The sequence below is a fragment of the Mesorhizobium sp. WSM3864 genome (assembly GCF_002294955.1).
In the GTDB taxonomy this organism is placed as follows: Bacteria; Pseudomonadota; Alphaproteobacteria; order Rhizobiales; family Rhizobiaceae; genus Mesorhizobium.
Genome location: NZ_NSGD01000005.1, coordinates 142,219 through 160,650, shown reverse-complemented (window position 1 = coordinate 160,650; position 18,432 = coordinate 142,219). Strand labels below are relative to the sequence as shown.

The 18,432-nt window shown below is 64.8% G+C and carries 18 protein-coding genes; 12 read left to right on the top strand and 6 right to left on the bottom strand.

All coding sequences use genetic code 11. From position 1 onward, the window contains the following. Positions 1 to 47: 47 nt before the first annotated feature. Together aroA and cmk are read left to right on the top strand one after the other, a co-directional pair. A complete protein-coding gene (gene aroA / locus CK215_RS13510) occupies positions 48 to 1,406 on the top strand; it encodes a 3-phosphoshikimate 1-carboxyvinyltransferase (RefSeq protein WP_095831201.1) in 1,359 nt (452 codons plus the stop codon). 254 nt (positions 1,407 to 1,660) lie between these two features. After that, on the top strand, positions 1,661 to 2,311 hold the full coding sequence (gene cmk / locus CK215_RS13505) for a (d)CMP kinase (RefSeq protein ID WP_095831200.1): 651 nt from the start codon (positions 1,661 to 1,663) through the stop codon (positions 2,309 to 2,311). Between the two features lie 9 nt (positions 2,312 to 2,320). Here the strand turns inward: cmk and CK215_RS13500 are convergent, their stop codons facing one another. Then, complete coding sequence (locus CK215_RS13500; protein ID WP_095831199.1) at positions 2,321 to 3,211, bottom strand: bile acid:sodium symporter family protein; 891 nt, start codon at positions 3,209 to 3,211, stop codon at positions 2,321 to 2,323. On the opposite strand from CK215_RS13500, the gene CK215_RS13495 reads away from it, so the two are divergent. Beyond that, a complete protein-coding gene (locus tag CK215_RS13495) occupies positions 3,210 to 3,410 on the top strand; it encodes a hypothetical protein (protein WP_067003398.1) in 201 nt (66 codons plus the stop codon). The two genes, CK215_RS13500 and CK215_RS13495, sit on opposite strands and share 2 nt — an antisense overlap. A 203-nt stretch (positions 3,411 to 3,613) precedes the next feature. After that, positions 3,614 to 5,311 (top strand): 30S ribosomal protein S1, encoded by a 1,698-nt coding sequence (gene rpsA, locus CK215_RS13490; RefSeq protein ID WP_067003396.1) that lies wholly within the window; start codon positions 3,614 to 3,616, stop codon positions 5,309 to 5,311. 77 nt (positions 5,312 to 5,388) lie between these two features. On the opposite strand, the gene CK215_RS13485 is transcribed toward rpsA, so the two are convergent. The 4 genes from CK215_RS13485 to CK215_RS13470 form a co-directional block, all read right to left on the bottom strand. Beyond that, positions 5,389 to 6,096 carry an SDR family NAD(P)-dependent oxidoreductase gene (locus CK215_RS13485; RefSeq protein WP_095831198.1) on the bottom strand — a complete coding sequence of 236 codons (708 nt, stop codon included), beginning with the start codon at positions 6,094 to 6,096 and terminating at the stop codon, positions 5,389 to 5,391. A 183-nt stretch (positions 6,097 to 6,279) separates the two neighbouring features. Beyond that, on the bottom strand, positions 6,280 to 7,860 hold the full coding sequence (locus tag CK215_RS13480; protein ID WP_095831197.1) for a 5-guanidino-2-oxopentanoate decarboxylase: 1,581 nt from the start codon (positions 7,858 to 7,860) through the stop codon (positions 6,280 to 6,282). 197 nt (positions 7,861 to 8,057) lie between these two features. Beyond that, the gene (locus CK215_RS13475) at positions 8,058 to 8,729 is read right to left on the bottom strand and encodes a TetR family transcriptional regulator C-terminal domain-containing protein (protein ID WP_095831196.1); all 672 of its coding nucleotides are present in this window, start codon (positions 8,727 to 8,729) and stop codon (positions 8,058 to 8,060) included. Continuing rightward, positions 8,699 to 9,571 (bottom strand): dimethylarginine dimethylaminohydrolase family protein, encoded by an 873-nt coding sequence (locus CK215_RS13470; protein WP_095831330.1) that lies wholly within the window; start codon positions 9,569 to 9,571, stop codon positions 8,699 to 8,701. Before CK215_RS13470 ends, CK215_RS13475 begins: the two co-directional genes overlap by 31 nt. 211 nt (positions 9,572 to 9,782) lie before the next feature. Between CK215_RS13470 and CK215_RS13465 the strand changes: the two genes are divergently transcribed. The 7 genes from CK215_RS13465 to CK215_RS13435 all read left to right on the top strand — a co-directional run bounded on the left by CK215_RS13465 (position 9,783) and on the right by CK215_RS13435 (position 16,232). After that, a complete protein-coding gene (locus CK215_RS13465) occupies positions 9,783 to 10,598 on the top strand; it encodes an ABC transporter ATP-binding protein (protein WP_067003385.1) in 816 nt (271 codons plus the stop codon). Positions 10,599 to 10,653: 55 nt separating this feature from the next. Further along, positions 10,654 to 11,448, top strand: coding sequence for a transporter substrate-binding domain-containing protein (locus CK215_RS13460; protein ID WP_067003384.1), 795 nt, complete (start codon positions 10,654 to 10,656; stop codon positions 11,446 to 11,448). A gap of 199 nt (positions 11,449 to 11,647) precedes the next feature. Beyond that, positions 11,648 to 12,313: an ABC transporter permease subunit gene (locus CK215_RS13455; protein WP_127247917.1), complete on the top strand. Its 666-nt coding sequence runs from the start codon at positions 11,648 to 11,650 to the stop codon at positions 12,311 to 12,313. Then, the gene (locus CK215_RS13450; RefSeq protein WP_067003383.1) at positions 12,313 to 13,122 is read left to right on the top strand and encodes an ABC transporter permease; all 810 of its coding nucleotides are present in this window, start codon (positions 12,313 to 12,315) and stop codon (positions 13,120 to 13,122) included. The genes CK215_RS13455 and CK215_RS13450 overlap by 1 nt, the downstream gene beginning before the upstream one ends. A gap of 133 nt (positions 13,123 to 13,255) precedes the next feature. Next, on the top strand, positions 13,256 to 14,257 hold the full coding sequence (locus CK215_RS13445) for an Ldh family oxidoreductase (protein ID WP_095831195.1): 1,002 nt from the start codon (positions 13,256 to 13,258) through the stop codon (positions 14,255 to 14,257). Positions 14,258 to 14,637: 380 nt separating this feature from the next. Next, complete coding sequence (locus tag CK215_RS13440) at positions 14,638 to 15,090, top strand: DoxX family protein (RefSeq protein ID WP_095831194.1); 453 nt, start codon at positions 14,638 to 14,640, stop codon at positions 15,088 to 15,090. Between the two features lie 158 nt (positions 15,091 to 15,248). After that, entirely contained in the window at positions 15,249 to 16,232 is a 984-nt protein-coding gene (locus CK215_RS13435; protein WP_095831193.1) for a complex I NDUFA9 subunit family protein, read from the top strand. A gap of 27 nt (positions 16,233 to 16,259) precedes the next feature. Here the strand turns inward: CK215_RS13435 and CK215_RS13430 are convergent, their stop codons facing one another. Beyond that, on the bottom strand, positions 16,260 to 17,630 hold the full coding sequence (locus CK215_RS13430) for a cytochrome P450 (RefSeq protein WP_095831329.1): 1,371 nt from the start codon (positions 17,628 to 17,630) through the stop codon (positions 16,260 to 16,262). 180 nt (positions 17,631 to 17,810) lie between these two features. Between CK215_RS13430 and CK215_RS13425 the strand changes: the two genes are divergently transcribed. Then, positions 17,811 to 18,392 carry an NADPH-dependent FMN reductase gene (locus CK215_RS13425; RefSeq protein ID WP_095831192.1) on the top strand — a complete coding sequence of 194 codons (582 nt, stop codon included), beginning with the start codon at positions 17,811 to 17,813 and terminating at the stop codon, positions 18,390 to 18,392. The last annotated feature ends 40 nt before the right edge of the window (positions 18,393 to 18,432 follow it).

The window sequence follows — 18,432 nt, the reverse complement described above, 5'->3', positions numbered from 1 at the left end:
TACGACGAATTGAGCCGGCCCGCCGGCGCCCGCATTTGGAACAGACAATGTCTCACGCTGCCGCCCCGAAGCCGGCTACGGCCCGCAAATCCCCTGCCCTTGCCGGCGCGGCGCGGGTGCCGGGCGACAAGTCGATCTCGCACCGCTCCTTCATGTTCGGCGGCCTGGCTTCCGGCGAGACGCGCATCACCGGCCTGCTGGAAGGCGAGGATGTGATGCGCACGGGCGCCGCCATGAAGGCGATGGGCGCGCATATCGAAAAGACGGGCGCCGAATGGGTGATCCGCGGCACCGGCAACGGCGCGCTGCTGGAGCCGGAAGGCCCGCTCGATTTCGGCAATGCGGGCACCGGCTCGCGGCTCACCATGGGCCTGGTTGGCACCTATGACATGGAGACGACCTTTATCGGCGACGCCTCGCTCTCCGGCCGGCCGATGGGCCGGGTGCTGGAGCCGCTGCGCCAGATGGGCGTGCAGGTGCTGAAAGCGGCGCCCGGCGACCGCATGCCGATCACGCTGCGCGGCCCCAAGCATGCCGCGCCGATAACCTATCGCGTGCCGATGGCGTCCGCCCAGGTGAAGTCGGCGGTATTGCTTGCCGGCCTCAACACGCCGGGCATCACCACCGTCATCGAGCCGGTGATGACGCGCGATCACACCGAAAAGATGCTGAAAGGCTTCGGCGCCAACCTGACCGTCGAGACCGACGAGCGCGGCGTGCGCCACATCTTCATCGAAGGCCAGGGCAAGCTGACGGGGCAGACCATCGCCGTGCCCGGCGACCCCTCCTCCGCCGGCTTCCCGCTGGTGGCGGCGCTCATCGTGCCGGGCTCGGATATCGTGATCGAGAACGTGCTGATGAACCCGACCCGCACCGGGTTGCTCCTGACATTGCAGGAGATGGGCGGCCGCATCGACATCCTCAACCCGCGCAATGCCGGCGGCGAGGACGTGGCGGACCTGCGCGTGCGCTCCTCCGACCTCAAAGGTGTCGTCGTGCCGCCGGAGCGGGCGCCGTCGATGATCGACGAATATCCGGTGCTGGCGGTTGCCGCTGTTTTCGCCGAAGGCGAGACGCTGATGCAGGGTCTGGAGGAATTGCGCGTCAAGGAATCCGACCGGCTGTCGGCGGTGGCCAACGGGCTGAAGCTCAACGGCGTCGACTGCAGCGAGGGCGAGGCCTCGCTCGCCGTGCGCGGCAAGCCCGGCGGCAAGGGCCTGGGCGCTCACCCCAACGGTCAGGACACGGCGGTGAAGACGCATCTCGACCATCGCATCGCCATGAGTTTCCTGGTGATGGGGCTGGCGACGGAAAAGCCGGTGACCATCGACGACGCCAACATGATCGCGACGAGCTTTCCGGAATTCATGGGGCTGATGAAGGGGCTCGGCGCCGAGATCGAGTGACGGGCGATGGGTTGGAGCCGAACCGAGATGCAAGCGGAACAGCACCCCGCTTTGTCCTGCCGGACATCTCCCCCGCAACAGGGGAGATTGGCGGCTCCGGCGCTCCGCTCAATCCTGCAACATAGACAATTGGCGCAAGCCGCGATGACGGCTGATCTCCCCCCAAGCGGGGAAGATGTCCGGCAGGACAGAGGGGGGCGCGAAGGATCGCGGCGCTCGTCTTGTTCATTGCGCCTATCGTTCGAGGCGAGCCAATGAGCACCCCCTTCACCATCGCAATCGACGGCCCCGCGGGCGCCGGCAAGGGCACACTCGCTCGCCGGCTCGCCGATCATTACCGGCTGAACCTGCTCGATACCGGCCTCACCTATCGCGCCGTCGCCCATAAGCTGCTCGAGCTCGGTCTGCCGCTCGACAATGTCTCGGCGGCGGAAACCGCGGCTCGCCAAGTCGATCTTTCGAACCTCGACCGCACGGTGCTTTCGGCGCATGCGGTGGGCGAAGCCGCCTCAAAGGTCGCCGTCATTCCGTCGGTCCGGCGCATCCTGGTCGATAAGCAGCGCGAGTTCGCCAAGGCGCCGCCGGGCGCGGTGCTCGACGGACGCGACATCGGCACGGTCGTGTGTCCCGACGCCGATATCAAGCTCTATGTCACAGCGAGCCCGGAAGTGCGGGCAAGGCGCCGGCTGGCCGAGATCGAAAGCATGGGCGGCAGCGCCGATTTTGCCACGATCCTCGCCGACATCGAGCGCCGCGACGAGCGCGATATGGGCCGTGCCGACTCCCCGCTCAAGCCGGCGGCGGACGCGCACTTGCTCGACACCAGCGACATGGCAATCGAGGCCGCGTTTCTGGCGGCCATGGCAATCGTTGACCGCGCCATGGCCGCGAAAGACCTCGCCTGAGCTTGGCGGTCACGACCTGATCGTCCCTTCGATCGCAGGTCTGCCTGACCTGCTCAGGACGGCTACGAAAACCGCCGCGGTGACATAGGCAATCAAGGCGTAAAGCGCTGGCGGGATCGCCATTTCGGCGTTGTTGAGGAGATATTCGCTAAGCGCCAAGGCTATGACGAACGCGGCGTTGTGGATGGCCGTTGCCATGGTGATGGCGACCGCCTGCCGCCTCTCCAGGCGCAGCAGCGACGGAACGGCGTAGCCGAGCGCCATGCTCACCACGTTGAAGGCAAAGGCGGCAAAGCCGACAATGGGCCCCCAGGTCACGATGACCTGCCGCTGATCGACGACGGCAAAAATAACGACCGCCGCAAGAAAAAGCGTCGCCAGTAGCTTGACGGGCCCCTCCAGGCGCTCGGCCAGGGCCGTGTAGCGGTGCCGGACGGCAACTCCGATCGAAACCGGGACAAGCACAACGGCAAAGAACTGCAGGAATTTCTCGATCGGCAGCGGGATGACGTGCCCGGCGCCATAGAAATGCAGCAGCGAAAAATTGGTGATCAATGGCACCGACACAAGCGCCACCATTGAGCTGATCGCCGTCAGCGTCAGGCTGAGCGCCGTATCGCCCTTGGCAAGGTGGGTGAAGAGAACCGCGGACGGGGCGCCGGGACTGGCCGCGAGCAGCATCATGCCGACCGCCATGGCAGGCGGCAAAGCCGAAACCGACACGATGCCGAAGCAAAGGACGGGAAGAACCAGTATCTGCACGATAAGAGCCACCAGGAGGGCCTTCGGTCGCAGCACCACCTGCAAGAAGTCCTGGAGCTTGAGCGACAGGCCAAGCCCCAGCATGATGATGACGAGGGCAACCGGCAGGAAGATGTTGAAAGTGGCGCTTGACTGCATGGTGATGCTCCCCGTGACAATCCATGTCGGCAAAAAAGAACTGCAACCGCGAACGCGTAATCGCAAAAACATTCGGGCGGAGCACGCGCACCGCCGCGACGCGCACTTGCCTGACACCGGCGAAGTGTCTATAGAGACCGCGTTTCTGGCGGCCATGGCTAACCATCAAAGACTGCTGGCCAAGAGAAACAAGGCCTGATGCGGGTTTTCCTCGTGTTTTCCGTTGCCGGAGGCGATGAAAATACCCATATCGGGCACGAACCAGCCTGCCAGCATTCTCTATGCGCCGGACTTGCCGCTTAAGCGGCCGAGGGCTCTTCAGCCCGGAACGCCGGCAGGCTCACGCAACGCTAACCCACGGCGCCCGCTTCGCTTGTTGTGCGAAGCATTCCAGGAGAAACAATGTCAGCTGCAAATCCCACTCGCGATGATTTCGCGAGCATGCTCGAAGAATCATTCACCGCCGGCCATTCCGGCGAGGGCCAGGTTGTCCGGGGCACGATCACCGCGATCGAAAAGGACATGGCCATCATCGATGTCGGCCTCAAGGTCGAAGGCCGCGTGCCGCTGAAGGAATTCGGCGCCAAGGGCAAGGACTCCTCCCTCAAGGTCGGCGACACCGTCGAGGTCTATGTCGAGCGCATCGAGAACGCGCTTGGCGAGGCCATGCTGTCGCGCGAGAAGGCCCGCCGCGAGGAGAGCTGGGTGCGCCTCGAAGAGAAGTTCACCAAGGGTGAGCGCGTCGAAGGCGTCATCTTCAACCAGGTCAAGGGCGGCTTCACCGTCGATCTCGACGGCGCCGTGGCGTTCCTGCCGCGCAGCCAGGTCGACATCCGTCCGATCCGCGACGTCTCGCCGCTGATGCACAATCCGCAGCCCTTCGAGATCCTCAAGATGGATCGCCGCCGCGGCAACATCGTGGTGTCGCGCCGCACCGTGCTCGAGGAGAGCCGCGCCGAACAGCGTTCGGAAATCGTGCAGAACCTCGAGGAGGGCCAGGTGGTCGAGGGCGTGGTCAAGAACATCACCGACTACGGTGCGTTCGTCGACCTCGGCGGCATCGACGGCCTGCTGCATGTCACCGACATGGCATGGCGCCGCGTCAACCATCCGACCGAGATCCTCAACATCGGCCAGACGGTCAAGGTGCAGATCATCCGCATCAACCAGGAAACCCACCGCATCTCGCTCGGCATGAAGCAGCTCGAGAGCGATCCGTGGTCGGATATCGGCACCAAGTTCCCAATCGGCAAGAAGATCAAGGGCACCGTCACCAACATCACCGACTACGGCGCGTTCGTCGAGCTGGAGCCGGGCATCGAGGGCCTCATCCACGTTTCGGAAATGTCGTGGACGAAGAAGAACGTGCATCCCGGCAAGATCCTGTCGACGACGCAGGAAGTCGACGTGGTGGTGCTCGAGGTCGATCCGGCCAAGCGCCGCATCTCGCTCGGTCTCAAGCAAACGCTGGAGAACCCGTGGGAAGCCTTCGCGCGCAACCATCCGGTCGGCAGCCAGGTCGAGGGCGAGGTCAAGAACAAGACCGAGTTCGGCCTGTTCATCGGCCTGGAAGGCGACGTGGACGGCATGGTGCACCTCTCCGACCTCGACTGGACCCGTCCGGGCGAGCAGGTGATCGAAGAGTACAATCGCGGCGACATGGTCAAGGCGCAGGTGCTCGACGTCGACATCGAGAAGGAGCGAATCTCGCTCGGCATCAAGCAGCTGGCCCGCGACACGGTCGGTGAGGCGGCGAGCAGCGGCGAGCTGCGCAAGAACGCCGTCGTCACCTGCGAGGTCACCGCGGTGAAGGATGGCGGCCTGGAAGTGCGGCTGGTCGACAGCGGCCTCGATACCTTCATCAAGCGTTCGGACCTTTCCCGTGACCGCGACGAGCAGCGCCCCGAGCGCTTTACCGTCGGCCAGAAGGTCGACGCCCGCGTCATCGCCTTCGACAAGAAGACGCGCAAGCTGCAGGTTTCGATCAAGGCGCTGGAAATCGCCGAGGAGAAGGAAGCGGTCGCCCAGTACGGCTCGACCGACTCCGGCGCCTCGCTGGGAGACATCCTGGGCGCGGCGCTGAAGAAGCAGGGCAACTAAGCTCCTTCCTTTACCGAAAGCAAAAACCCCGCCGGAGCGATCCGGCGGGGTTTTTCATTGCACTTTGATCTATGAGGTCAGGTTCGCCCGTAGAGGGGCACCAGCGTGCCGCTCATCGCCTGATTGGCGGGCGAAGCGAGATAGGCGATCGCCTCGGCGGCGGCCTCGAGGCTGACCCATTTGGTGAAATCGGCGTCGGGCATGTCGGCGCGGGTGGCGGGCGTGTCGAGCGTCGAGGGCGCGACCGCATTGACCAGGATGCCCTTGTGCTTCAGTTCCTCGGCCATCGCCTGGGTCATCGCGGCGACCGCCGCCTTGCTCGCGGCGTAGGCGACCATTCCAGCACCGCGCCTGGGATCAAGCCCGGCGCGCGCGCTGACGTTGACGATGCGCCCCGCGGTGCCCGACGTCAGCATCGAGCGCACCGCGGCGCGGCTGCAAAGGAAGGTGGTCCGCGCATTGGTGTCCATCATCTCGGCAAAGGATGCCGTCTCGATCTTTTCGACCGGCGCCATGGTGAAACCGCCGGCGAGATGGATCGAAGCCCAAAGCTCCGGAACCTGATGGTAGAAGGCCTCGACCTTGGCGGAGTCCGACAGGTCGACATTGTGCGCCAGATGGACGCTGGCGTGAGCCGCGTAGGGAAAATGCGGCGGAGCCGCGGCATGCGCATTGGGCACGTGGCAAATCGCGCCCTGCTCCAGCAACCTGCCGACAACCGCGCCGCCGAGCGCCCCGGTGCCGCCCGTCACCACGACATGCCTGCCGTTAAGCGTTTCCGTCATATTTCGACTGCTCCTGTCGTATTCTTATGGTTATGCCGCCCCAGCCTCGAACGTCGCGCCTTTCGCGTTGTCACTCAATTGAAATATCGACATGGCAGGCGTCCCGTCTTTGCATGCGTCGAGACAAAGCCGCGTAACGTGACGCGGCTGCGTCTCGGCCGGATGGGACGGTCGCCAGGACCTTCAATCGACGGTGATTTCTATAACCCGCGGCTTGCCGGCAGTTCGCGCGCGCTTCAGCGCACCGACCAGGTCGCCGACCCCTGTCAGCCGCTCGGCTTCGATGCCGTAGGCCTCGGCGAGCTTGCAGAAATCCGGCGGCGCCGGCGACACGCCGACCGGCTCGACGCCGACATCAAGCATCGAGGTCTCGATCTCGCGATAACCGCGATTGTTCCAGACGACGAAGATCACCGGCGCCTCGGCGTCGAGCGCCGCGCCCAGCTCCGGCAAGGTGAACTGGAAGCCGCCGTCGCCGGTGAGGCACACGACCGGCGCTTCGGGCACGGCAAGGGCGGCACCGATCGCCGCCGGCGGACCGTAGCCCAGCGCGCCGAAACCGGTCGCGGCATTGAACCAGCCAGCCGGACGGTCGTGGTCGTAATAGAGATTGGCGGCGTAGATCGGCTGCGTCGAGTCGCCGACGATGATGGCGCCGGGCAGCGCGCCGCGGATCGTCTCCACCGCGCGCAGTTGCGACAGATAGTCTGGCCGCAGCTCCGCCAGCGCGGCCTCTCGCCCTGCGGCAGCGCGGGCTTCGCCGTCTTTCGCGGCGACATGAGCGGCGCCGAGTGCAGCCAGCAGGGCAGAAAGCGCCTCGGCACAATCGGCGTGGATGCCAACCGTCACCGGACGGCGCGCGAGTTGGTCGGCGCCGATATCGATGCGGATGAGGCTCGGCGGCAGCACGAAGCCGCCATCGCCATAACCGTCATAGTCGGTGGGGCCGAATTCGGTGCCGGCGGCGATCACCAGATCGGCGTCCGCCATCATCGCGCGCACCGCCTTGAGGCTTGGGCTTGCCGGCACCAAGAGCGGGTGCCGATGCAGCAGGCCGCGCGCATTGGCGGTCTCGACCACCGGCGCGCCGAGCGCTTCGGCGAAACGCGTCAGCGCCGCGTCGGCTTTCTTGGCACCGCCACCGGCAAGAATCAGCGGACGGCGAGCCGCCTTGATCAACCTCGCAGCCTCGGCAACAGCCGCCGCGTCCGGAGCGGGCGGCGCGGCGTTGCCGAGCACCGGCGCGAGCCCCTCGGCGGGCTTCACCATGACGTTTGTCGGGATCTCGATGTGAACCGGACCCGGCCGCGACGAGGAGAAGACGGCGAAGGCTCGGGCGAGCGCACCCGGCAGTTCCTCGGCCTCGGTGACACGCTCAGAAGACAGCGCCACCTTCTCCATCATGCCGCGCTGGTCCGGCAGTTCGTGCAGGAAGCCCAAACCCTTGCCGAGCGTATCGGTGGCATTGACACCGGAGATCACCAGCATCGGCACCGAATCTGCGCGCGCCTGGCCCATCGCGGTGATGGTGTTGGTGAGGCCGGGTCCGGTGATGACGAAAGCCACGCCCGGCCGGCCGCCGGCGCGCGCGTAGCCGTCGGCCATGAAGCCGGCGCCCTGCTCGTGGCGCGGCGTGATGTGGCGGATCTTCGAACGCGCCAAGCCGCGATAAAGCTCGACCGTATGGACGCCTGGAATGCCGAAGACGGTGTCGACGCCATGCGCCTCGAGCAAGGTGATGAGCGCTTCGCCGAGCGTGGTCATTGGTTTTCTCCCTTTGGAGCGGATCACCGTTTAACGGAAACGGTGATTTGCTCTATCTCTTTGTTTGTTACGCAATCCCGGACGGGAAACCGCTTTTCACCTTTTCCTGGAATTGCTCTGGCCCGTGATGGCGTTTCGTTGAATTGCCATCCCGATCTAACCTTTGTTGAGCATGATCTTTCTCCGAAAACCGGGTCCTACTTTTCGGGATCATGCTTCAGCGGTGCGAGGCCGAGTTCGGCCTCGACAGCCTTGATGCCAATCGCCGCCAACTCGCCGGGCGAGAACATCTCACCGGCCAGGCAGCCTTCGATCCAAAGTCCGTCGATGATCGCATTGATGGCGATGGCATGACGGCGCAGCTGACTTGCGTCCGGTCCGCGCTGTTCGGCGGCAAGCACCTCGGCGACGACAGCTTCCACCTCGTTGCGAAAGCCAAGATAGCCTTCGCGGTGAGCGCGGGCGAGCGTCGGATCCGCGCCGGCACGGCCGATGAAGGTCGCCCAGAGCGAAAACACCCGCTGGTCGATGATCGGCGCGCTGAGATTGGCGGTGACGAAAGCTGCAAGGCGTTGGCGAGGCGACGCGTCTTCCATGACCAATGCCGCTTTCGCCTGCTCGGTCATGCGGCCGACCAGCGCCGTATAGGCCCCCTGCAGCAATTCTTCCTTGCCGGGGAAATAGTGCCGGATCAGGCCGGCGGTGACGCCGGCACGCAATGCGATGGTGCGCAAAGTGGCGCCCTGCAGGCCATATTCCGCCACGCAGTCCAGAGTCGCTTCGATCAGATCCTGCCGCCGCCGCTCCTCGCCCTCGCGACGGAACTTGCGGCGCGCCGTCATCGGCGCAGAATCGGCCGCGTCAGGCATGTCGGCCCGCCTTCACAGGCGATACAGAGCGCATCCGCCTCGAAAATCTCAACCGTGCAGCCGGCGGCCTCCATCGCGGCTTTGGTCTTGGGAAAGCCCGCAACGGCAATGACGTTGTGCGGGCTGGTCGGCAGCACGTTCAGGCTGAGGCCGTTGGAAGCGGCGAATTCTCCGGCGTCGCCTTCGACCAGCCTGATGCCGCGCGCCTTCAGCATCTGATAGAACGGGGCCGGCAACAGCGGCGAATAGACCAGCGCGAGATCGTCGGCCAGCGGGCTGATCACCGACATCAGATGCAGGCACGCCTCTTCACCCTGCCACAGCGGCAGATCAAAACCGTAGACGGAAATTCCCAGCGGCGTCAGCAGGTTCGAAACCTGCTGGATGCCTTCCTGGTTGGAGCGGACCCCGCGCCCGATCGCCAGCGTGCGGGCATCCACCCATACGCAATCACCGCCTTCGACCTGGCCAGGAGCCTCGACGCGGCCGAGGATCGGAATACCCAGCCCTCTATAGGTTTCCTCATGCAGGGAGGGCTCCCTGGCGCGCAATGGCTTGCCCATGGACAGGATCAGCGCACCGTGCTCGGTCATCAGCGATGGGTCGTGCGTGAACACCGAATCCGAAAGGCCGTCGGCCTTGTCCTCGATCCATTCGATTTCGGCGCCGGAAGCCGCTACCAGTTCAGCAAGGGCCGCGTGCTGCGACGCTGCCTTCGCCGGGTTGAACCCGGGGCCATAGTGCCATTGAGCTCTGTCGGCGTCGCGCATGGCGTTCGCCGCCGATCGCATGAGCACGCGCCGCAGCGGCGCCGCCATGGATTGTGATCCGAAAGCGCTCATCAATGCCCTTTTAAGATGAAAAAAACCGAAAAAATTTCATGAAAGGCTATTTATACACTTGCGCAACAAGGTCGCAAGTGCCGTAATGAACGGGATTGACGGGCTCGCGCTGCCGGGTCCATGCTGAAGTGAGGAGCGGGACGGTACAGCGTATGTTGATGAGCCGGATGGACGTTCGACGAACTGCCGTCGCCCCTATAGAGGTTACCCGGTGAGCGCGGTGGAAGCCGCCGCCGTCCCAGCCGGCCAAGCGCAGAGCGGCGCCGCCGAAGCCATCCATGTCGAGAACCTGCACAAGAAGTTCGGCCAGTTGCATGTGCTGAAGGGCGTTTCGCTGTCGGCGCGCGACGGCGAGGTGATCGCCATCATCGGCGGCTCGGGCTCCGGCAAGTCGACGCTGCTGCGCTGCATCAACTGCCTGGAAAACCCGACCAGCGGCATCATCCGCGTCAATGGCGAAGAGATCAAGCTGAAGGCCGACAGCCACGGCCATACGGTGCCTGCCGACCGCAAGCAGATCGAGCGCATCCGCTCGAGACTCGGCATGGTGTTCCAGAACTTCAACCTGTGGAGCCACATGACGCTGATCGAGAACGTCATCGAGGTTCCGGTGCACGTGCTCGGCGTCAAGCGCGACGAGGCGATCGCCCAGGCGGAGAAGCTGCTCGCCCGGGTCGGGCTGGCGGAGAAGCGCGACGTCTACCCGGCGTTCCTGTCGGGCGGTCAGCAGCAGCGCGCCGCGATCGCCAGGGCGCTGGCGATCAATCCGCGCGTCATGCTGTTCGACGAGCCGACCTCCGCGCTCGATCCGGAGCTGGTCGGCGAGGTGCTGAAGGTGATCGGCGACCTGGCGCGCGAGGGGCGCACCATGGTGCTGGTGACGCATGAAATGAAATTCGCCCGCGAGGTCGCGACCCATGTCGTCTACCTCTACAACGGGCTGGTCGAGGAAGAAGGCCCGCCGGAACAGCTGTTCGGCGCGCCGAAATCCGAAAGGCTCAAGCAATTCCTCCGCAATGTCGGCTAGGGCCGGCGTCAAGCGGAGCGAAAACCGGGAACGACAACAAACTGGGAGTCCTGAAATGAAGACTGTTCTCAAGACCTTCGCCGCGGCGCTGCTGTTCGGCGTCGCCGCGATGGGCGTGGCCAAGGCCGATCAGGTCAAGATCGGCGTCGCCGCCGAGCCCTATCCGCCATTCACCTCGCCGGACGCGACGGGCAAGTGGGTCGGCTGGGAGATCGATTTCATCGACGCCGTCTGCGCCGAGGAGAAGCTCGACTGCGTCATCACGCCTGTTGCCTGGGACGGCATCATTCCGGCGCTCACCACCAAGAAGATCGACCTCATCGTCTCCTCGATGTCGATCACCGAAGAGCGCAAGAAGACGATCGACTTCTCGGATAAGTATTACAACACGCCGACAGCAATCATCGGACCGAAGGATCAGAAGTTCGGCGCCACGCCGGACGATCTTAAAGGCAAGGTGATCGGCGTTCAGGTCTCGACCGTACATGCCGTCTACGCCAAGAAGCACTTCACCGGCGCGCAAGAGATCAAGGAATATCAGACGCAGGACGAGGCCAACAACGATCTCGCCGCCGGCCGTCTCGATGCGGTGCAGGCCGACTCCATCGCGCTCGGCGAATTCCTCAAGACGGACCAGGGCAAGGCCTGCTGCGATCTGAAGGGCATGGTCGCGCCGGACGACGAGGTGCTGGGACCGGGCGTGGGCGCCGGCGTGCGCAAGGAAGACACCGCGCTCAAGGAAAAGATCAACGCCGGCATCAAGGCGATCCGCGCCAACGGTAAGTACGATGAGATCTCCAAGAAATACTTCGACTTCGACATCTATGGCGGCGCCACGCAGTCGAACTGACGCCTCCATTTGATATTGGGGCATGGCCAGCGCCATGCCCCTTGGCCCAAACCCTGCCACGCAAGCCCGCCGCTGAACGCTGCGGTCGGCGGCTGCCAGCAATTCGGGGGCGAAGCTGATCAATGCCTTTCTTCCGGCCTCGGCGGCCGGCATCATCGAACTCCTGTCGCCCGTGCCGCCCGGCTGGGGCGGCACCCTGCTGGTCGGATTGCTGCATTCGATCGAGATCGCAATCGGCGCCACCTGCCTTGGCCTTTTGATCGGCACCGGCGGCGCCTGGGGCAAGCTTTACGGCGGACCGGTGACGCGCGATCTGCTCGCCGTCTACACCACGGTGGTGCGCGCCGTGCCGGAACTGGTGCTGATCCTGCTGCTCTATTACGCCGGCACCGATCTCATCAATCAGCTGCTGACCGCTATGGGTTACCAGCGCGTCGACATCAGCGGGCTGGCCGCCGGCATCTTTGTCCTTGGCGTCGTGCAGGGCGCCTATTCGACGGAAGTCATCCGCGGCGCCATCCTGTCCATCCCACAAGGCCAGATCGAGGCCGCCCGCGCCTATGGCATGCCGCCCGGCCTGATGTTGAGGCGCATAACATTGCCGGCAATGCTGCCTTTCGCCATTCCCGGCCTTGCCAATCTCTGGCTGATCGCCACCAAGGACACCGCGTTGCTTGCCGTCGTCGGCTTCTTCGAACTGACGCTGGCGACGCGTCAGGCGGCCGGCGTCACCAAGGCCTATCTGGTCTTCTATCTTGCTGCCGGCGCGCTTTATCTGGCGCTGACGCTGTTTTCCAACGTGATCATCGGCCGCGTCGAGGCCTGGTCGCGGCGCGGCATGCCTTCCGTCAAGGAGGCGCGCTGATGTCGGCGGAAGCGACCGCGATCAACATGGCGGCGCGTGCCTCGCTCTGGCTGAAGCCGCACCGCATCGTGCTGATCCTAATCGCGCTGGGATTGGTCCTCTGCGCGGCCTTCTTCATGCGCTGGGACTGGCTGCCGCAATATTGGCAGATGGGGCTGCTCGGCATCTGGCGGTCGCTGTGGATCCTCGTCGTGACCTGCGCGCTGGGCTTTATACTGGCCGTACCGCTTGGGCTGGCGCAGGCCGGTGGGCCGTTCTGGCTCGCCGCACCGGCCAAGATCTTCTGCACCATCATCCGCGGTACGCCGCTGCTGCTGCAACTGTGGCTGCTCTACTACGGGCTTGGATCGCTTTTTCCGCAATATCCATGGATCCGCGAGTCCTGGATGTGGCCCTATCTCAGGCAAGCCTGGCCCTACGGCGTATTGGCGTTGACCTTGTCATTTGCCGGCTATGAAGGCGAGGTGATGCGCGGCGCCTTCGCCGGCGTGCCGAAAGGCCAGCTGGAAGCCGCGCGCGCCTTCGGCATGAGCCGCTTCAAGATCTTCCGCCGCATCTGGCTGCCGCAGGCCTTCTTCCGCGCGCTTCCGACACTGACCGGCGAAACCGTGCTGCAGCTCAAGTCGACGCCGCTGGTGGCGACGATCAGCGTCATCGATATCTTCGCCGTCTCGTCCAAGGTGCGGCAGGACACTTATCTCACCTACGAGCCCTTGCTGCTGCTGGCGCTGATCTACATGACCATCACCGGCATCCTGGTTCTCATCTTCAGCCGCATCGAGGCCCGGATTCCGGTCAAGATCGGTTAATAGGGGAATAGGGGAATAGGGGAATAGGGGAGTGTTCAGCCACGATCCGCATTCACATTTCCATCCCCATTCGCTAATTGCTCCACAATTTCCCCCTACTCCCTTATTCCCTTACTCCCTCAGGACGGCTCCGATGCAACTCACTCTCGACCAGGCAACAGGGCTCTGCCGCATGGCGGCGCTCGGCGCCGGCGCCAACGAGGAGGCGACGCAGTCGCTGGTTGCCTCGATCGTCGCCGCGCAAGCAGAAGGCCTGTCGGCGGTCGGCCTGTCGCATTTTATCGACTATCTGGAGGCGATCGAGGACGGCCGCATCGACGGCAATGCCGATCCGGTCGTCACCCGGCCGGCGCTGGCCGTCTACCTCTCCGACGCGCGCGGCGGGCTTGCCCATACCGGCTTCGATCGGACTATCGATGACCTCGTCAAGGCAGCAAGGCTGTTCGGCGTCGCCATCTTCTCGCAGAGGAACGCCTATACCTGCGGCGCGCTCGGCTATTTCACCGGACGGCTGGCAGCGCAGGGGCTGGTCTCGTTCGCCGCCACCAACGGGCCGGCAGTGCTTGCAGGCTCGGGCTCGGTCAAGCCGGTCTACTGCACCAACCCGATGTCCTTTGCCGCGCCCGCTGCGGACGGGCCGCCTTTGGTGATCGACCAATCGTCGAGCGCCACCGCCTTCGTCAACATCCGCAAGGCGGCGGAAGACGGCAGGAAAATCCCCGAGGGCTGGGCACTCGATGCCAGCGGCAACCCGACCACCGATCCGGCGGCGGCGATGAAGGGCGCGATGCTCGCCTTCGGCGGCCAGCGCGGCGCCAACATCGCGCTTATGGTCGAGGTGCTGGCGGCGGGGATTTCCGGCGCCAACTGGTCGCTCGACGCACCCTGGTTCTCCGGCGGGCCGGACAGCCCCGGAACCGGGCTCTTCGTGCTCGCTATCGAGCCCAAATTGGTCGATCCGGATTTTGAGCAGCGCATGAAGGACCAGCTCGACCGGCTGCGGCGACGCTACGGCGTGCACATCCCCGGCCGTGCCCGGGCAGAGGCCGCTGAAAAGGCGACGGCGCGCGGTGTCGATATCCCGAAGGCGGTCGTGCAGCGCATTTCCGAATTCGCCGAACGCTACTCGGCCTGATCGAGGCATCGCCCGGCAACAAGGCGCGCATTTGCTTCGCGCCGCTTTGAACCTTTCTTAGCCCGGCAGCGACCCATCAGCGGCACCCCACATCGCAAGCCGCAAAAGGGTGGCTTGGGTCGCGGCTTGCGATTGGCAGCCGTCGCGCCGGGCGTCCAGGGCCGGGGCGGGCGTGCTTGCTTCACGCCGCCTTGATACCGTCTCAGGTCAGGCCGCCTCGTTGGACCCTGTTTCGGTGCGCTCACTGCCCGGAAAACCCCGCCTCGGCGGGGTTTTCTGTTTCTCACTGCGGCAATAAAACATGCGAAAGTTCGTCAGGTTTATTCTATTTGACGGAGTGGACGCCTTTGCGTCCGTCAAATCAGCAAAAAGGAGACCGCATGTTCGCCAGCACCGACACGTCCAGACCAAGGCTTATCGTTCCGGCCCTAGGCGGACTCTATGCGACGCTGAACAATGCGGCCGAAACGCTGCTGCGCGCCGTTGCCGGGGCCTTCCTCGCCATTCATGGCTCGCAGAAGATCGTCAATCCGTTTGGCGCCACGGAAATGGTCGAAGGTCTGGGCTTCTATCCTGGCGTCTTCTGGTCGCCGCTGCTCGCCTGCACCGAATTCTTCGGTGGCATTTTGATTGCCATCGGCCTCGTCACCCGCCCGGCCGCTTTCGCCGGCCTGATCGTGCTTCTGGTCACGGTATGGTTCCACTGGGTCACCATGGGCCAGGGCTTTTCGGGCGCGGAAAAGTCGCTGCTTTGGGCGGCAATCCTCGCCTTCTTCGTCATCCAAGGCGGCAACCGGCATTCGGCAGACGCGCGCATCGGCCGGGCGTTCTGAGCGGCTTTTACCCTGACGCAATTCGGCACGGAAAACCGCTCCACACTTTCCTGGAATTGCTCAAAAACAAGGCGGCGGCGACCTCCGATCGCTCTTTGCCTTTGACGTGAAACGGATTAAGAAGCGGCTCAGCCAAGCATTTGCGCGCGGAGCCAGCCATGACCGAAATCCTGCAGACCCCCAAGCTCGTCGTCGTGTTCGGCGGCTCGGGATTCGTCGGCCGTCATGTCGTTCGCGCGCTCGCCAAGCGCGGCTATCGCATCCGGGTCGCCTGCCGGCGGCCCGACCTTGCCGGCCATGTGCAGCCGCTCGGCAATGTCGGCCAGATCCAGCCGGTGCAGGCCAATGTGCGCGTGCGCTGGTCGGTCGACCGCGCCGTTCAGGGCGCCGACCACGTCGTCAACCTCGTCGCCATACTGCATGAGAGCGGCCGGCAGAAATTCGGCTCCGTGCACGAGTTCGGCGCGCGCGCCGTCGCCGAGGCCGCGCGATCGGTCGGCGCCGGCCTCACCCATATATCGGCGCTCGGCGCCGACCTCAACTCGCCGTCGGGATATGCCCGCACCAAGGCTCTCAGCGAGAAAGCAGTGTTCGAGACGGTGCCCGACGCCGTCGTCTTGCGGCCCTCGATCAATTTCGGACCCGAGGACGCCTTCTTCAACCGCTTCGCCAACATGGCGCGCTTCTCGCCCGTGCTGCCGCTGATCGGCGGCGGGGAGACGAAATTCCAGCCGATCTATGTCGGCGACGTCGCCGAGGCGGTGGCACGCTCGGTCGACGGCAAGGTCGAGCGTGGCCAGACCTATGAGCTCGGCGGCCCGCAGGTGTTGACCTTCAAGGAATGCATGCAGGAGCTGCTCGCCGTTATCGACCGCAGACGCCTCCTGGTGCCGGTGCCGTGGTGGGTGGCCAATATCCAAGCCTCGATCCTGCAGCTGTTGCCCAATCCGCTGCTGACCAAGGACCAGGTGCTGCAGCTGCGCGAGCACAACGTCGTCTCCGAAGCCGCCGCCAAGGCGAACAGAACGATCAATGGCCTCGGCATCCAGCCGCAGGCGATCGCCGCGATCCTGCCGAGCTATCTCTGGCGCTTCCGCGCCGCCGGCCAGTTCCAGCAGCGCCGGCCGATCGCCGACCGGTAGACTGTTCCCGATCGGGACCCGTTCCAATCAGGCGCGGCGGGAAATCTGCATCGGCAGGCCGCCCTGCGGCTGCGTGGTCAGCTTCTGCACCGGCCATGGCCGAGTTTGTGACGTTACGTCGAAACGGAAGCGCGACAACAGGATGGCCAAAGCAATGATCGCCTCCTGCATGGCGAAGCTGGCGCCGATGCAGACGCGCGGCCCGGCGCCGAAAGGCAGATACTGGAAGCGGTCGATCCGTTCGCGGTTCTCCGGATGGAAGCGCTCCGGCATGAAGGCGTCCGGCCTGTCCCATAGCTTGCGATGACGATGCACCACCCAGGGCATCACCAGCACGGCGGCGTATCTCGGGATATAGAGGCCGTTCCAGGTCTCCGGCTCGATCGGCTCGCGATTGATCGAGGGCGCCGGCGGATAAAGCCTCAGCGCTTCCTCGAAGGCGGCGCGGGTGAGCGGCATGGCGTCCAGCCACCTTGTCGGATCGGGCTCGCGCGCCAGCACCGCATCGATCTCCTGCTCGACCTTGTCGCGCTCCCAAGGCGCTTCGGCGAGACAGTAGATCGTCCAGCCGAGCGCGCGCGCCGTGGTCTCGTGCCCGGCGCCGATGAAGGTGATGATGTTGTCCTCGACTTCGGCGCGGGTCAGGCCGTCCGGCCCCTCGGCTTTCAAGAGAAGCGTCAGGAAATCCTGCGGCACGCCGTCGGGATCGCGCTTCAGCCGCTGCTCGCGCATTTTCACCGTGTTGGCAACGATGTTGCGGAAATAGGCCATGGTCTTGCGGCCGCGGATGCGGGTCAGCCGCGGCAGCCATTCCGGGGCGCGCAACAGGTCGAGCGGATCGACCCGGCCCATGGTCTCGAACAGGCGGTCGATCTCCTTGGCGAAGCTGCCGGGCTCGCCGGCGATCTCGCCGGAAAACAGCGTCTCGGCCAGGATGTCATAGGTGAGCATCGTCATGTCGCGGGCGACGTCGGTCGTGCCGCCGGCCTCGTAGCGGGTGGCGAATTCCAGCGTGCGCTTCAGCATCGGCTCGGCGAAACCGAAGATGTGGCGCGGCGTGAACACCGGCGCCATCGCCTTGCGCGAGCGCTTCCACACCTCGCCCTCGGCGGTGAGCAAGCCGTCGCGCAGGATCGGGCGCAGGATCAGCTGGCGCACCGTCGCCATCTTGTAGTTCCTGGCGTTGTCGATCAGCACGTGGCGGATGAGGCCGGGATCGTTGGCGATGACCAGCGGCCCGCCGATACCGGTCACCGAGATCCAGGGCTCGTTGTAGGTATGCTCGCCCCACAGCTCGAGCGGGTTGCGGTAGACGATGCGCATCATCTCCAGCGTCGAGGGCGGCTGGGTGCGCGGCTTCGGCGCAGGCGGCACGAAGGGGGCGGGCTTTGTGTCCATCGGATGCTCCGCTACGACGGCAATGTAATGCGCGGCAAAGCCGGCGTCCATGTGACCGAACGGAAAGCCCATGGAGAGACCGCCTCGCCTGAATGTGAACGGCGCCCTTCGATGGCTGCTTGTTGACGGTGACCGGTTCCTTTAGTCGCCAACGGATACCGTCAATCGAGGAGCTACCCCGTGAAGCACCAGTTGAGCATCATCATCGGCAGCACGCGACCGGGACGTGCCGGACCGATCTTCGCCGAGTGGATGGAGGGGTTCGCGCGCCAGCACGGCAAGTTCGAGCCGGTGCAAGCCGATATTGCCGCCTTCAAGCTGCCGCTGCTCGACGAGCCGCATCATCCGCGCCTGCGCAAATACGAGAACGACCACACCAAGGCCTGGTCGACGGCGATCGACGCCGCCGACGCCTTCATCTTCGTGGCGCCGGAATACAATTACTTCGCCGCTCCGGCGATTGTTAACGCCGTCGACTATCTGCTCAAGGAGTGGCGCTACAAGCCCGCCGCCATCTTCAGCTATGGCGGGGTGTCCGGCGGCCTGCGCGCGGCACAGGCGCTGAAGCCGCTGCTGACCGCCGTCGGCGTCATGCCGATTCCGGAAGGCGTGGCGCTGCCTTCCTACAGGACCTTGCTCGACAAGGAGGGCGCGTATCATCCGAGCGAGCAGGTTCTGGGCGGTGCAAAGACCATGCTGGACGAGTTGTTCCGCTGGAGCGAGGCACTGAAGGCACTGCGCGCCGGCCTCACGGCAGAATAGCAGACGTCCCGATATGACTGCTGCAACGCCGCGCTCGGGC